This window comes from Roseateles saccharophilus (genome assembly GCF_004342485.1).
In the GTDB taxonomy this organism is placed as follows: Bacteria; Pseudomonadota; Gammaproteobacteria; order Burkholderiales; family Burkholderiaceae_C; genus Pelomonas; species Pelomonas saccharophila.
The window spans coordinates 130,379-145,097 of the sequence record NZ_SMBU01000010.1 but is presented as its reverse complement, the minus strand read 5'-3'; the positions used below and the strand labels follow the sequence as shown (position 1 = coordinate 145,097).

Here is a 14,719-nt window from a genome sequence, read left to right as displayed (position 1 = left end):
GCGGAAGAGAGGGTTCAGGCGGCCGCGAGCAGCGCGCGTTGCTGCGGCTGGCGGCGGTCGACGAAGAAGCGGCTGCCGCCGGCGCGGCCCTTGGCCACGCGCTTGGGCTCGGCCAGCGCGGCGCTCAGCGCGCGGGCGCTCTCGAAGCTGCCCGGCAGGTGCAGCACGGCGCCGGCCGAGATGGTGGGCAGCGGGTGGAAGCTGGGCTGGTTCTGGCGGTTCAGCGTGACATAGCCGCCCGCGGCCAGGTGCTCGGCCGAGAAGAAGCTGCGCACGCCGGCATCGAAGGCCTCGCAGACCCGAGTGAGCCGGGCCTCCCAGTCGGTGCTGCAGAGCACCATGACGAAGTCGTCGCCGCCGATGTGGCCGACGAAGTCCAGCTGCGGGTCGACGGCCTGGGTCAGTACGCGGGCCGCGAGGCGGATGATGTCGTCGCCGATGCGGTAGCCGTAGACGTCGTTGAAGGGCTTGAAGTGGTCGATGTCCCAGACCACGGCGGCGAAGGTCTCGCCGGCCTCGATGAGGCGGTCCAGGTGGTTGTCGATGGGCACGTTGCCGGGCAGCAGGGTCAGCGGGTTGGCATAGCGCGCGGCATGCACCTGCAGGTCGGACACGGCCTTGAGCAGGTCGGAGCTGCGGCCCGAGCCGAAATAGGCGCCGTCCAGCGTGACGATGAAGCCGTCGATGAGCAGGCGCTCGTCGAGGTTGGCCAGCGCATCGCTCATCGCGCGCAGCGGCGTGGCGACGTCGAACACCAGCGGCTGGGCGTCCATCAGTTCGACGCAGCTGCGCTTGTCGAAGATGTCCATGAAGTAGCGCTCGGTGCTGCGCTTGAGCACATGCAGCGAGCGCAGCACGCCGATGGGCCGGCGCTGCTCGTCGAGCACGGGAATGGCGAGCAGCTGGTCGTCGCCGTGGAAGAGGTCGACGACGCTGCGGCAGCTGGTCTTGGCGGTCAACGTCAGGCCGCGACGGGCGAGCTGGGCGGCGGTCGTGATCGCGCCGTGGGCCAGCGGCAGCGCGAGGTCGTTCTGCAGCAGGCGCGGCTGGGCGTCGGCGGCCAGCCGCCCGCTCCACTGCGCGCCCAGCGACGCGCGCGGGTTGGCGCTCGGGCGGGCGAACAGATAGCCCTGACAGATGGTCAAGCCCAGGCGGCGCAGCACGTCGAGGTCGGGCTCCTGCTCCAGGCCTTCGGCGACGACCTCGCAGCCGCTGGTGGCCGCCATCTCGACGATGCTGCGCACGAACTGCTGCTTCAGCGGTTCCTGGGCGATGCCGTCGATGAAGTGGCGGTCGATCTTGACGAAGTCGGGCCGCATCTCCATCCAGCGGCGCAGCGAGGCGAAGCCCTCGCCGAGGTCGTCCAGCGCGACGCGAAAGCCGCGCCCGCGCAGGGCCTGCAGCGCGTCGTCGAGCTGGGCCACGTCCTCGATGGGGCGGGTCTCGGTCAGCTCGATGACGACGCGCGATGTCGGCAGGCCCAGTTCGGCCAGCTCGGCGGCCAGCTGGCCCGCATGCTCGCGCGCGCCGAGCAGGGTGTCGGCGGTCACGTTCAGGAACAGCTGGCCCGGCAGGCCCAGCGCCTTGAAGCGCTGGGCGGCGCGCCTGACGATGAGGTGCTCCAGCTCGATGAGGCGGCCCAGGCGGGCGGCGGCCTCGAACAGCACGAGGGGGGAATGCAGCGGCCCGTCGGCCGGGCCGCGGGTCAGCGCCTCGAAGCCGAAGATCTCGGCCCGGTCGATCGCGACCAGGGGTTGGAAGTGAAGGTCAAAGCTGCGCTGGTCGATCAGGCGATCGAGAGCGTCTGCAAGAGGGTCTGGCGCGTTCACGCGCATGGGGGGCTCCGGGTCGGCGCGCGGGCCCGAGAAAACCGGACCTGCTGGCGAGTCGGATTCTTGGAAGCCCCTGTGACAGTCCGGTGACTTGGTAGGGCAGGCCGTGAGGGGCTGCCAAATCCTTCACGTCTGCGCAGCTTCGATGAGGTATTGAACGCGCTGCTGCCCCTGCCATTCGTCAAGGCTGAGCCGGTAGGCCAGCGTCACGCGCTCGGGCAGCATGTCGATGTGGTTGAACCAGATCGCGTCGATGAGGCGGCCGCCCTGGCGCAGGCGCAGCTTCAGGTGCTTCTCGCCGACCAGGCGCTGCGAGATCAGCTCGAAGCGGTCGCAGAACACCGGCGGCTCGAAGCCCTGGCCCCAGACCTGGGTGTCCAGCAGCCGCGCGGTTTCGGGCGTGGCGGCGTCGGCGGGCAGGGCGCCGTCGTGGCGCAGCGTGCGGGTCAGGTCCTGCTCGTTCAGCCACTCCTCGGCGACGCGCGCGAACGCCAGTGCGAAGCGATCGATGTCGTCGACGGCCAGCGTCGCGCCGGCCGCCATCGCATGGCCGCCGAACTTGGCGAGCAGGTCGGGCTCGCGCTTGGCGACCAGGTCCAGAGCGTCGCGCAGATGAAAGCCCGGGATGGAGCGGCCCGAGCCCTTGAGATGGCCGTCGGTGCCGCGCGCGAACACGAAGGTCGGGCGGTGCACGCGGTCCTTGATGCGCGACGCGACGATGCCGACGACGCCCTCGTGGAAGTCGGCGTCGAACAGCGCCACGGCCGGCGGCAGCGCGCCCTCGAGGGCCTCGACCAGCGCGTCCAGCCGCGCCTCGGCCATCTCGCGCATGCCGCTCTCGATCTCGCGGCGCTCGCGGTTGATGGTGTCGAGCTGGGTGGCGAGGTCCAGCGCGCGCTCGGCGTCGTCGGTGGTCAGCGTCTCGATGCCCAGCGTCATGTCGGCCAGGCGGCCGGCCGCGTTGATGCGGGGCCCGAGCGCGAAGCCGAGGTCGAAGCCCTGGGCCTTGCTCGCATCGCGCTTGGCGGCGCTGAACAGCGCCATCACGCCGGGCTGGGCGCGGCCGGCGCGCATGCGCCTGAGGCCCTGGGCCACGAGGCGGCGGTTGTTGGCGTCGAGCTTGACGACGTCCGCGACGGTGCCCAGGGCCACGAGGTCGAGCAGGCCGTCCAGGCGCGGCTCGGGCGAGGGCAGCGCATTGCGGGAGCGCAGTTCGGCGCGCAGGCCCAGCAGCACATAGAAGGCCACGCCGACGCCGGCCAGCGACTTGCTCGCGAACGTGCAGCCGGGCTGGTTGGGGTTGACGATGGCGTCGGCCTCGGGGACGACGGTCGCGCCGTCGACGACGGCCGGCAGGTGGTGGTCGGTCACCAGCACCTTGAGGCCGCGCTCGCGTGCGTGGGCGACGCCGGCCAGGCTGGCGATGCCGTTGTCCACGGTGACGAGCAGGGCCGGCCGCTGCTCCAGCGCGAGGTCGACGATGGTGGGGGTCAGGCCGTAGCCGTGCACGGCGCGGTCGGGCACGACATAGCCGAGCTGGTCTGGCCGCGCGCCGAGCTGCCTCAGGCCGCGCAGCATGACGGCGCAGGCGGTGGCGCCGTCGCAGTCGTAGTCGGCGACGATGACGAGGCGCTCGCCGTTCTGGATCGCATCGGCCAGCAGCGTCGCAGCCTCGTTCAAGCCCTTCAGGCCCGCGGGCGGCAGCAGCTGGGCCAGGTTCTCGTCCAGCTCCGTCGCCTCACGCACGCCGCGTGCGGCGAGCAGGCGGGCCAGCAATGGCGCGACACCGGCCTCCTCCAGCGCCCAGGCGGTGCGCGGGTTCACTTCGCGTTCGATCAATCTCGGCGAATTCACAAGGCCTCCAGCACGGCTGCGACGTCGGGCGCCTTGAAGCGGCGCCTGAGCTTCTCGACCAGCGACAGCGGCTGGGCCGTGAAGCGCGTCGCAAAGCGTTCGCCGCACAGCGTCAGGCTGGTCAGCGGCCTGGCCAGCGGGCCGGCGTCCAGGCTGCTCCAAGCCTCGGACCAGGCGGCGAGGTCGCCGCTGAGCAGCGGCTCGGTCAGGCGGGCGTCGACCGTCACGCCGGCGGCCTGGCCGCCGCTGCGGCCGATGTCGCCGATCCAGACCGAGTTGACCGGGTGCTCGCCGCGCGCCTCGCGTGCTTCGTTCAAGGCGTGGCCGTGCAGCAGCATCTGGGCCTCGTTCTGCCAGCGGCGCAGCACGCGGCTCTCGGGCAGCCAGGGCTCGATGTGCTGGCCGGCGGCGCGCTCGATGCTGGCGGCCTGCAAACCGTCCAGTCCACTGGCGTGGCCGATGGCCCAGCGCGTCGCGTCCAGCAGCCGCCATTGCCAGCCTTCGCTCTCGGGCCAGAGCTCGCGCAGCAGCGCGGCGAAGCGGGCTGCGTCGGATTCGGACAGGTTGAGGGCCGCCGGCGGCAGCACGTCGACGCCATCGGTGCCAACGGCCAGGTGCACCGGCGTCATCAGCGCCCAGGCCAGCTCGGGGCCGGCGTCCAGCGCCCAGGCCGCGGCGCTGGGCTCGGCCTGGCCGCGCAGCGCGGCGAGGGCGAGGTGATGGGGCGGCTGGGGCGAGAACTCGTCGTCGCCCCAGGTCCCGGCGGGGCTGAGCCGGGCCAGCTGGGCGGCCAGGTTGGGCAGGGCCAGGCTGGAGAACGCATGCCGCGCGGCTTCGTCCAGCGCGCTGGCATGGGGGATCATCAGATGCATGGGCGGGATTATCCCGGGGGCACTTCAACGGGTTGTCACACAAGCTTCATACACTTTTCGCCATGACCGCCCCGACTCCGTTGAAGCTGCTCAACCGCGAACAAGCCATCCTCGAATTCAACCGCCGCGTGCTGGCCCAGGCCCAGCGCGAGGACGTGCCGCTGCTGGAGCGGCTGCGCTACATCTGCATCGTGTCGAGCAACCTCGACGAGTTCTTCGAGGTGCGTTTCGCCGACATGCTGGAAGCCGCGCGCGACCCGCTGAGCACCGTCACAAGCCAAGACGTGGACCGCGTCGGCCGGGCCGCCCACACGCTGATCGACGAGCAGTACCGCATCTTCAACGAGCAGCTCACGCCGCTGCTGCTGAAGCAGCGCATCGTCGTGCTCAACCACGCCGACCGCGACGAGGCGCAGCGCCGCTGGGTGCAGAAATACTTCGAGCGCGAGGTGCGGCCCCTGCTCGTGCCGGTCGGCCTGGACCCGGCCCACCCCTTTCCGCAGGTGGCCAACAAGTCGCTGCACTTCATCGCGCGCCTGTCGGGCAAGGACGCCTTCGGCCGCGACAACCGCATCGCCATCGTCAAGGTGCCGCGCGTGCTGCCGCGCGTCATCAAGCTGCCGGCCAGCCTCAGTGATGGCCGGCAGGCCTATGCGCTGCTGACCAGCGTGATCCGCGCCCACCTGGAGGACCTGTTCCCGGGCCGCAAGGTGGAGTCCTTCTCGCAGTTCCGCGTCACGCGCGACTCCGACCTCGAGGTGGACGAGGAGGAAATCGCCAACCTGCGCCACGCGCTGCGCTCGGGGCTGACGACGCGCCACTTCGGCCGTGCGGTGCGGCTGGAGGTGGTCAACAGCTGCCCGACCGACCTGTCGGAGTTCCTGCTGGAGCAGTTCGGCCTGCCGCCGGCCGCGCTCTACCGCGTCAACGGCCCGGTCAACCTGGTGCGCCTGAACGAACTCATCGACCAGACGGACGCGGCCCATCTGCGCTTCAGGCCCTTCGAGCCGGCCTGGCCGACGCGCCGCCTGCCGCGGCACAAGTCCATCTTCGAGAAGCTGAAGAAGGGCGATGTGCTGCTGCACCATCCCTTCGAGAGCTTCGAGCCCGTCGTGCAGCTGCTGCGCGAGGCGGTCGAGGACCCCGACGTGCTCGTCATCAAGCAGACCATCTACCGCACCGGCGCGAAGTCGGAGCTGATGGACCTGCTGATCGAGGCGGCGCGGCGCGGCAAGGAGGTCATGGCCGTCGTCGAGCTGAAGGCGCGCTTCGACGAGGAGGCCAACATCAACTGGGCCGAGCGCCTGGAGGCGGTCGGCGCCCAGGTGGTGTACGGCATCGTCGGCTACAAGACCCACGCCAAGCTGCTGATGGTCACGCGGCGCGAGGGCGGCAAGCTGCGCCGCTACGCCCACATCTCCACCGGCAACTACAACCCCAAGACCGCGCGCCTGTACACCGACCTCGGCATGCTGACGGCCGACGCCGACCTGACCTCGGACGCCGACTCGGTGTTCCGCCAGCTCGCGTCGCTGGGCAAGTTCAAGGCACCGCGGCGCATGCTGCTGGCGCCCTTCAACATGCACAGCCGCATGATCGAGCTGTTGGGCCAGGTGGAGGCCGCGGCCCTGGGCGGCTACAAGGCGGCGCGCGTGGTCGTAAAGATCAATGCGCTGACCGACGCCGAACTCATCCACGCGCTGCTGCGCACCGCCCAGGCCGGCGCCAAGATCGACCTGATCGTGCGCGGCGCCTGCATGCTGCCGCCGGGCCTGCCGGGCGTCAGCGACAACATCGTCGTGCGCTCGGTGGTGGGCCGCTTCCTGGAGCATTCGCGCATCTGCTACTTCCGCTGGGCCGCGCCGCGCGAGGGCGACGATGGCGAGGCGCTGTTCCTGTCCAGCGCCGACTGGATGAGTCGCAACATGTTCCGCCGCATCGAGGTGGCCTGGCCGGTGCTGGAGGCACGCCTGCGTCAGCGCGTCATCGACGAGGCCCTGCAGCCCTATCTGCACGACACCAAGGACGCCTGGCAGCTCGGCCCCGACGGACGCTCGCTGCGCATCGGCGGCAACGACGGCATCAGCGCGCAGCAGGCGCTGATGCGGCGCTACTCCGAATGAGGGGACGGTGGTGGACCTGATCCTCTGGCGCCACGCCGAAGCCGAGGTCATCGCCCCCGGCCAGGACGACCTGCAGCGCGCGCTGACGCCCAAGGGCGAGCGCCAGGCCCGGCGCATGGCGGCCTGGCTCAACCACCGCCTGGCGGCTTCGACGCGGGTGCTCGTCAGCCCCGCGCTGCGCTGCCGCCAGACGGCCGAGGCCCTGGGCCGCGAGGTGCGCATCGTGCCGGCCATCGCGCCGGACGCCCCGGTTGCCGCCCTCGTCGAGGCCGCGCGCTGGCCCAGGTCCAGCGAACCGGTGCTGCTTTGCGGCCACCAGCCGACGCTGGGGCTGCTGGCCGCGCAGCTGCTGGCCGGCGTCGATCAGCCCTGGGCCGTGAAGAAGGGCGGCGTCTGGTGGCTGCGCTGGCGCCAGCGCGACGGCGAGCCCGAGGTCACGCTGCATGCGGTGCAGGGGCCGGATTCTCTTTAGACGCTGTTTGCGCCGGCCGGGGCTCAGGCCAGGGCCAGCTCCAGCAATCCGGTGCGGGCCCAGGCCTCGGACTCTTCCTTCAGCAGGAAGCGCGTGCGGGCCTGGTCGGCCGACCAGCGCTTGGGGCAGCGCAGCGTCAGCTGCCGGCCGGCACGCGACAACTTGATGCCCTCGGCGACCACCGGCGTGCGCGCATGGCACAGGATGACGGCCAGGCGCAGCGCGACGAGCTGCTCCAGCAGGCTGGTGTCGGCCAGCTGCGCCTCCATCTTGCGCAGCCCGCCGCGCTGGCCCAGGGCCAGGGCCGCCAGGCGCTGCAGCTGGTTGGTGGAGAAGCCCGCGGCATCGACATGGCCGATGACATAGGCGCTGTGGCGGTGGTGGTCGTGGTGGGACACCAGCATGCCCAGCTCGTGCAGGGCCGCGGCCCAGCGCAGCTCGCGCAGCAGCTCCGGCGCCGGCCGGGGCGTGAGCCGGCGGTACAGGCGCTCGGCCTTCGTGGCCACGCGCTCGGCCTGGGCCAGGTCGACGCCGAAGCGGGCCTGCAGCTCGGCCACCGAGGCCGCCCGCGGGTCGCGTGCGCCGCTGGGCTGCAGGCGCTCGGCGAGGTCGAAGATGGCGCCCTGGCGTAGCGCGCCCTTGGTGGGCAGCAGCTCGTCGATGCCGAACTGGGTCAGCAGCGTGTAGAGGATGCACAGGCCGCCGGCGACGACGGGGCGGCGGTCGTCCTTCATGCCGGGCAGCTGCAGCCGGTCCTGCGAGCCGGCCGCCAGGCATTGCTCGATGCACCAGCGCAGCGCGGCGGGCGTGACGCGGCCGTCGGTCTGGCCGGCGGCGGCGAGGATCTGCGACACCGCGCCCACGGTGCCCGAGGAGCCCAGAGCTTCCTGCCAGAGCTCGGGGCGGAACAGCGTGAGGGCCTCCTCCAGCTCGGCGCCGGCGGCGACCTGGGCGGCGCGGAAGGCCTCCTCGGTGTAGCGGCCGTCGGCGAAGAAGCGCATCGACAGCCCCACGCTGCCGACGCCGAAGGACTCGGCCAGCAGCGGCTTGCGGCCACGGCCCAGGATCATCTCGGTGGAGCGGCCGCCGATGTCGATGACCAGGCGCGGCTTGCTGGACGGCTGCAGCCGGGCGACGCCGGCGAAGATCAGGCGCGCTTCCTCGCGGCCGGAGATGACCTCGACCGGATGGCCCAGCACGGCCTGGGCGCGGGCCAGGAAGGCGTTGCGGTTGCGGGCCTCGCGCAGGGTCTGCGTGGCGACGGCGCGGATGCGCCCGGCCGGGATGCCGACGAGCTGCTCGCCGAAGCTCTTCAGGCAGGCCAGGCCGCGCTCCATGGCGGCCTCGGTCAGCATGCCCTGGGCATCCAGGCCGGCGCCCAGGCGCACGCTCTCCTTGACGTAGCTGACGCGCTGGTAGCGCTCGCCGGCCAGCCGGGCCAGCTCCAGGCGGAAGCTGTTGGAGCCGATGTCGATGGAGGCCCAAATCTGGCCGGCTGAGTCGGGGCGCGTCGTCATGGGCCGGAATTGTCGCGGCAAAATTTGACGCTCCTTCGTAACCCGGGAGCCTCCATGCCGAAAGTCGAGACCGGTCGTTTCGCCGCCGCCGTCCTGCCGGTGACGGCACAGACCATCAGGACCGACGGCATGGGCCTGGAGGCGGGGCCGGTCAGCATCCCCGTGGATGGATTCCAGATGCCGGCCTACCGCGCCGCGCCGGCCGGCGGCAGGAACCTGCCGGTGGTGCTGGTGGCCTGCGAGATCTTCGGGCTGCACGAGCACATCGCCGATGTCTGCCGGCGCCTGGCGAGACAGGGCTATCTCGCCATCGCCCCCGGGTTGTTCGCCCGCCATGGCGATGCCGGCGCCTACACCGACATCCCCAGGCTCATCGCCGAGGTGGTCGGCAAGGCGGCCGACGAACAGGTCAACGCCGACCTGGACGCCACCGTGGCCTGGGCCGGGACCCAGGGCGGCGACACCGGCCGGCTCGGCATCACGGGCTTCTGCTGGGGCGGGCGCACGGCCTGGTCCTATGCCGCGCACAGCGCCGCCGTGAAGGCCGCCGTGGCCTGGTACGGCCCGGTGGCGCGCAGCTATCACGCCGGCGATGCGACCGTCATCGAGCGCGCGGCCCGCATCCAGGCGCCGGTGCTGGGCCTGTACGGCGCGGCGGATGGCGGCATCCCGGTGGACACGCTGGCGCAGCTGGAGGCCGCGCTGAAGGCCGCGGGCAACACCGCCTGCGAGTTCGTCGTCTACCCCGACACGCCGCATGCTTTCTTCGCCGACTACCGGCCCAGCTACCGCAAGCCCCAGGCGGACGACGGCTGGGCGCGCTGCCTGGCCTGGTTGCGCAGGAACGGGGTAGCTTGACAGCTCTGCTAGGCTGACGAAGTCGGGGCCGTACACGAGCGGCCCCGTTTCTTTGCGCAAGCCATGACCCTTCTCTACATCGTGCTCGCCACCTTTGCGGGCGGGCTGCTCTCCGTGCTCGTCGCCGCCAGCCTCACCGTCGGCGTGCTGACCCGCCTCGTGAAGAGCCTCGTCAGTCTGTCGGCCGGCATCCTGCTGGGCACCTCGCTGCTGAACGTGCTGCCCGAGGCCTTCGAGAGCCGCACGGCCCAGCCGCAGACCCTGTTCGCCGCGCTGCTGGCCGGGCTGCTGTTCTTCTGGCTGTTGGAAAAGGTGGAGCTCTACCGCCACACCCACCACCACGAAGACGACGGCCACCACCACCATCACCACTTCGACGCCGAGCAGGCCGGGCGCGGCGGCTTCACGGTGCTGGTGGGCGACAGCATCCACAACTTCTGTGACGGCGCCATCATCGCGGCGGCCTTCCTGGCCGACGCGCGGCTGGGCTTCGCGACGGCGCTGGCCATCGTGGCCCACGAGATCCCGCAGGAGGTGGGCGACTACATCGTGCTGCTGAACGCCGGCTTCAGCCGCGCCAAGGCGCTGCTCTTCAATGCGATCTCGGGCATGGCAGCGGTGCTGGGCGGCGTGCTGGGCTATTTCCTGATCGGCGGCTTCGAGGGCCTGCTGCCCTATCTGCTGGTGCTGGCGTCCAGCAGCTTCATCTACATCTCCGTGGCCGACCTGCTGCCCCAGCTGCAGCAGCGCCTGGCCTGGCGCGAGACGCTGGCCCAGGTGCTGTGGCTGGCCGTGGGCCTGGGCGTGGCCTTCGGCGTGTCCAGCCTGCTGCATGGGGCTCATTGACGCGGCGCTGCGCGGCGCGCTGATCGCGCTGCTGGTGCTGATGGCGCTGGCGCTGTGGCCGCAGCGCCGGCATGCGCGGCGCAGCGCCGTCGTGTGGACCGGCATCGTGCTGGCGCTGTCGCTGGCCGTGCAGGCCGTGTCGGCCTCGCCCTGGGCCGAGTACGCGCTGAGCTGCCCGGTGCAGGCGCCGGGCATCGGCGTGTCGCTGGCCTCGGCCGTCGCGTTCTGGCTGTTCGCGCGCGCCGTCTTCGACGAGGACTTCAGGCTGCGCCGCCGGCACGGCGCGGTCTGGGGCGCGGTGTTCGCCTATGGCGCGACGGTCTGCCTGTGGCAGTGCTGGTGGCCGGGCTTCGTGCTGATGCGCGCCATCCCCGTCGCCTTCGTGCTGCTCGGCCTGGCGGCCGTGGTGGCGCCCTGGCGTGCCGACCTTGTCGAGAAACGTCGGCGCTGGCGCGGCATCGTCGTCGGCGGTGGCATGGCCTATGCCCTCGTCATGGTGGTACTGCGCGCCGGCTCCGCCGATGGTCGGCTGGCCCATGGCGCGGCGCTGGCCGATGTGGCCATGCTGCTGGCGCTGGCCGGCTTCATGGCCGCGCGCCTGCTCGCGCCGCGCGCGGCCGGGCTCTGGGACGAGGCGCCCGAGCCCGCCGCGCCGCCGCCCGTACCGGCGCCGCGCGACCCGCAGGACGAGGCCGTCGCCGCCGCGCTGGCCCGGGCGATGGGCGAGGGCCGCGGCTATGCGCAGGAGGGCCTGAGCCTGGCCGGCCTGGCCGCGCAGCTGGGCACGCCGGAGTACCGGCTGCGCCGCGTCATCAACCAGGGCCTGGGCCACCGCAACTTCAATGCCTATGTGAACGGACTGCGGCTGGCCGAGGCCCGGCGCCGCCTGGCCGACCCCACCGAGAGGGCGCTGCCGGTGCTGACGATCGCGCTGGACGTGGGCTTCGGCTCCGTCGGCCCCTTCAACCGCGCCTTCAAGGCCGAGACCGGGCTGACGCCGACCGAGTTCCGGCAGAAATCGCTGGCCGATTCCTAAAAACCAGCGCCGAAACCCGAAAAAGCGAGGTTTCGGCCAGACTTCGCTGCCGCCGCTGCTGATGCTGCGGGTTCCCCAACTCCCAGGGAGCCCCGAATGTTCCTGCGACCCCTGCTGGCCGGCCTCGCGCTGTGCCTCACCGCCCAGGCGACGCCCATGGGCGCGCTGACCCTGCCCGCCGACGAGGTCGGCGAGGCCGTCACCGTCTTCTACCCCGCCGCCGAGCCGGCCCGGCCGGTGCAGCGCGGCGTGTTCGAACTGGAGCTCGCGCCCGACGCCGCGCCGCTGCCCGGCAACGGCCGCCTCGTCGTCGTCTCGCATGGCTCGGGCGGCAACCCCTGGGTCAATGCCGAGGTGTCGCAGGCGCTGGTGAACGCCGGCTTTGTCGTCGCGCTGCCCCGGCACCGCGGCGACAGCACGCGCGACGGCGGCCACCCCGGCCCGGAGAGCTGGAAGCTGCGGCCGGCCGAGATGTCGCGTGCCATCGACCGCGTGGCCGCCGACCCGCGCTTCGCCGGCCTGAGGCTGGACCGCGTCGGCGCCTACGGCATGTCGGCAGGCGGCCACACGGCGTTGAGCCTGGCCGGCGGCGCCTGGTCGCCCGAGCGTTTCCGCGCCCATTGCGAACAGCATCTGGCCGAGGACTTCAATGCCTGCGTGGGCCTGGCTACGCGGCTGAGCGGCGGCTGGCTGGACGGCTTCAAGCTGTGGCTGGCCCGGCGCGTGCTGAACTCGCGCTTCGGCGAAGCGACACCCCAGACCTACGACGACCCGCGCTTTGCCGCCATCGTCGCCGGCGTGCCGGCCGCGGCCGATTTCGACCCGGCCAGCCTGGCCAGGCCGCGCGTGCCGCTGGGCCTCGTCACCGTCGGCCGGGACCGCTGGCTGCCGGCGCGCTGGCACAGCGACGCCATCCTGGCCGCCTGCCAGACCTGCGAGCACCTGGCCGACCTGCCCGACGCCGGCCACGGCGCGCTGCTGGCGCCGCCGCCGCCGCCGGGCGTGCTGGGCGCTCTGGAGTGCGATCTGATCTGCGACCCCGAGGGCTTCGACCGCGCGGCCGCGACGCCGCGCTGGATCGTGCCGACGGTGGACTTCTTCCGCCGCCACCTGCTGTCGGGCGCCGCACCTTAGTTTGTATTTGTGCCGCCCATTCTTCGCGGCCAAGCCCGAGGGCAGCCAAAGGTCGGGGCTGGGGCGGAGCAAGGCCTTTTCGTCAAACGCCAACCATCGAGCCAGCACAATCGCCCCATGGACATGCAATACCGTGCGGCCGGCGAGGCTTGGCGGCAGGCCTTGGAAACGGGCGAGCTCGGGGTCTGGGACCTGCGCTTCGAGCTCGAGACCGTCCACCATTCGCCGCAATGGAAGCGGCAACTGGGCTTCCCGGACCCGCACGCCGCCGACAGCACGCACTTCTGGCGCTGCCGGGTCCATCCCGATGACCTGGACGGCATGCTGGCGGCCATGCGCGCGCATGCCCGCGGCGAGCAGCCGGGCTACGAGGCCAGGTTCCGGCTGCGCAGCAATGGCTCGGGCTATCGCGTCGTTCACTCCCGCGGCCGCATCATCGAGCGCAGCGTGGCCGGGGTGGCGCTGCGCATGGTCGGCACGATGATCGACCTGACCGGACGCCCCCTGACCCCGGGCGGCGGCCTGCCGGAGGGCACCCGGGGTGTCATGGCGGGGCAGTCGCTGCTGCTGCCCTTCCACCGGCTACTGGGTGCCGGCCCGTCCGGTGAAGTGGCCAGCCACGCCGAGATGGCGCGCATCGCGTTCGAGCGGGATCGGGTGCTGGGCCTGGTGGGTGACCTGCTGAACGCCGCCGCTGCGCAACTGGCCGCCTAGGGCCTGTTCACACTACGGCAGCAGGCCGCGAAGGCCCGCCGCCAGGGGCACTCGGCGTTGCGCCACTGGCCCGCGCCGGTGCCGGCAGTCTCGCCGCCGGCCCCACCTCAACGGTGGCTCAAGATCACTTGACGATCAGGACCGGCAGCTCCGTGTGGGTCAGCACCTTCTGGGTCTCGCTGCCGAGCAGCAGGGCGGCCACGCCGCGGCGGCCGTGCGAGGCCATGACGATGAGGTCGACCTGCTCGTTCTTGGCGTGGTCGATGATGGCCTCCCAGGCGTGCAGGGCCTCGACCGTGTGGGCGCGGCAGGCCAGGCCCAGGGCCGCGGCGGCGGCACTGACGGTCTCGACCCGCTTGGTGGCCACGCGCTGCTGGGCGTCGAGGAATTCCTGCGGTGGCACGGGCTGGATCTCGGAGACCGCGCTGTAGGGGAAGGGCTCCATGACGCTGAGCGTCAGCAGCTCGGCGCCATGCACCTTGGCGAGCTGGATGGCGGTGTCCACCGCATGGGCGGTGATGTCGGAGCCGTCGGTCGGGACGAGGATGCGCTTGAACATTCGGTCCTCCAGTCGTTGCTGAGGACTCCAGTGTGCGCCCTTGCGGGGGCCGCGTGCTTGCGTTGAGTCAACCAGTGGCGAGCGGCCGGGCCGGGTCGGCCGACCACTCGCTCCAGGAGCCGGCGTAGAGCAGGCCCCCCAGCGGTTCACCCAGGCCCGCATGGGCCATGGCCAGCAGGTTGTGGCAGGCCGTGACGCCCGAGCCGCATTGGTGCACGACGGCGCCGGCCGCATAGGGCGCGTTCAGCGCCTGGAACTCGGCGCGCAGCTGGGCCGCGGGCTTGAAGCGGCCGTCGGCGCCGAGGTTGTCCCTGAACAGGCGGTTGCGGGCGCCCGGGATGTGGCCGGCGGCCTTGTCCAGCGGCTCGACTTCGCCGCGGAAGCGCTCGGGCGCGCGGGCATCGATGAGGCGCAGGCCGCCGAGCTTCCTCAACAGCGTGGCGGCGTCAATCTGGCCGACGAGGGGGGCGCCGGGCTGCCAGTCGGTCGGCGTCGCGGTGGGCAGGGCCGTGGTCAGCTCGCCGTCCCAGGCACCGTCGAGCACGGCGACCTCGGCGTGGCCCAGCCAGCGCAGCATCCACCAGGCCCGTGCGGCATACATGCCGCCCTGGCGGTCGCAGGTGACGACCTGGCGGCCCCGGCGCAGGCCCAGGCGGCGCATCAGGCCGGCGAAGGCCTCGCGCTCGGGCAGCGGGTGGCGGCCGCGGAAGACGCCGTCGGGGCCGGTCTTGGGGCCGGCCAGGTCGCGGTCCAGGTGCAGATAGAAGGCACCGGGGATGTGGCCGGCGGCGTAGGCGCGTTCGCCGGCGGCGGTGTCGGCAAGGTCGAAGCCGCAGTCGAGGATCAGCGGGGCGGCCAGCTCGCGCAGCTGGGCGGGAGGGATCAGCGTCGTGTAGACCATG

General features: G+C 72.1%; 13 protein-coding genes. 7 read left to right on the top strand and 6 right to left on the bottom strand.

What is annotated here, in order from left to right; translation table 11 throughout:
- Positions 1–14: 14 nt before the first annotated feature.
- From EV671_RS11120 to EV671_RS27370, 3 genes are all read right to left on the bottom strand, one after another.
- The gene (locus tag EV671_RS11120) at positions 15–1,835 is read right to left on the bottom strand and encodes a bifunctional diguanylate cyclase/phosphodiesterase (RefSeq protein ID WP_132571383.1); all 1,821 of its coding nucleotides are present in this window, start codon (positions 1,833–1,835) and stop codon (positions 15–17) included.
- A 123-nt stretch (positions 1,836–1,958) separates the two neighbouring features.
- On the bottom strand, positions 1,959–3,671 hold the full coding sequence (gene recJ / locus EV671_RS11115; protein ID WP_243655681.1) for a single-stranded-DNA-specific exonuclease RecJ: 1,713 nt from the start codon (positions 3,669–3,671) through the stop codon (positions 1,959–1,961).
- Between the two features lie 11 nt (positions 3,672–3,682).
- Positions 3,683–4,558 (bottom strand): hypothetical protein, encoded by an 876-nt coding sequence (locus tag EV671_RS27370; RefSeq protein WP_165917528.1) that lies wholly within the window; start codon positions 4,556–4,558, stop codon positions 3,683–3,685.
- Between the two features lie 62 nt (positions 4,559–4,620).
- Between EV671_RS27370 and ppk1 the strand changes: the two genes are divergently transcribed.
- The gene (ppk1, locus tag EV671_RS11110) at positions 4,621–6,681 is read left to right on the top strand and encodes a polyphosphate kinase 1 (RefSeq protein ID WP_132571381.1); all 2,061 of its coding nucleotides are present in this window, start codon (positions 4,621–4,623) and stop codon (positions 6,679–6,681) included.
- A gap of 10 nt (positions 6,682–6,691) precedes the next feature.
- The gene (locus EV671_RS11105; RefSeq protein ID WP_132571380.1) at positions 6,692–7,153 is read left to right on the top strand and encodes a SixA phosphatase family protein; all 462 of its coding nucleotides are present in this window, start codon (positions 6,692–6,694) and stop codon (positions 7,151–7,153) included.
- A 23-nt stretch (positions 7,154–7,176) separates the two neighbouring features.
- Here EV671_RS11105 and EV671_RS11100 read toward each other — a convergent pair whose 3' ends face one another.
- Entirely contained in the window at positions 7,177–8,670 is a 1,494-nt protein-coding gene (locus EV671_RS11100) for a Ppx/GppA phosphatase family protein (protein WP_132571379.1), read from the bottom strand.
- A gap of 54 nt (positions 8,671–8,724) precedes the next feature.
- Between EV671_RS11100 and EV671_RS11095 the strand changes: the two genes are divergently transcribed.
- From EV671_RS11095 to EV671_RS11075, 5 genes are all read left to right on the top strand, one after another.
- Entirely contained in the window at positions 8,725–9,528 is an 804-nt protein-coding gene (locus EV671_RS11095; RefSeq protein WP_132571378.1) for a dienelactone hydrolase family protein, read from the top strand.
- A gap of 63 nt (positions 9,529–9,591) precedes the next feature.
- Complete coding sequence (locus EV671_RS11090) at positions 9,592–10,374, top strand: ZIP family metal transporter (protein WP_132571377.1); 783 nt, start codon at positions 9,592–9,594, stop codon at positions 10,372–10,374.
- The gene (locus EV671_RS11085; protein WP_132571376.1) at positions 10,361–11,410 is read left to right on the top strand and encodes an AraC family transcriptional regulator; all 1,050 of its coding nucleotides are present in this window, start codon (positions 10,361–10,363) and stop codon (positions 11,408–11,410) included. The genes EV671_RS11090 and EV671_RS11085 overlap by 14 nt, the downstream gene beginning before the upstream one ends.
- 96 nt (positions 11,411–11,506) lie before the next feature.
- On the top strand, positions 11,507–12,544 hold the full coding sequence (locus EV671_RS11080; RefSeq protein ID WP_132571375.1) for an alpha/beta hydrolase family protein: 1,038 nt from the start codon (positions 11,507–11,509) through the stop codon (positions 12,542–12,544).
- Between the two features lie 117 nt (positions 12,545–12,661).
- Positions 12,662–13,258: a PAS domain-containing protein gene (locus tag EV671_RS11075; RefSeq protein ID WP_132571374.1), complete on the top strand. Its 597-nt coding sequence runs from the start codon at positions 12,662–12,664 to the stop codon at positions 13,256–13,258.
- Between the two features lie 124 nt (positions 13,259–13,382).
- On the opposite strand, the gene EV671_RS11070 is transcribed toward EV671_RS11075, so the two are convergent.
- Both EV671_RS11070 and EV671_RS11065 read right to left on the bottom strand, forming a co-directional pair.
- A complete protein-coding gene (locus EV671_RS11070; RefSeq protein WP_132571373.1) occupies positions 13,383–13,817 on the bottom strand; it encodes a universal stress protein in 435 nt (144 codons plus the stop codon).
- 67 nt (positions 13,818–13,884) lie between these two features.
- Positions 13,885–14,718 carry a sulfurtransferase gene (locus tag EV671_RS11065; RefSeq protein ID WP_132571372.1) on the bottom strand — a complete coding sequence of 278 codons (834 nt, stop codon included), beginning with the start codon at positions 14,716–14,718 and terminating at the stop codon, positions 13,885–13,887.
- Position 14,719: the final 1 nt, after the last annotated feature.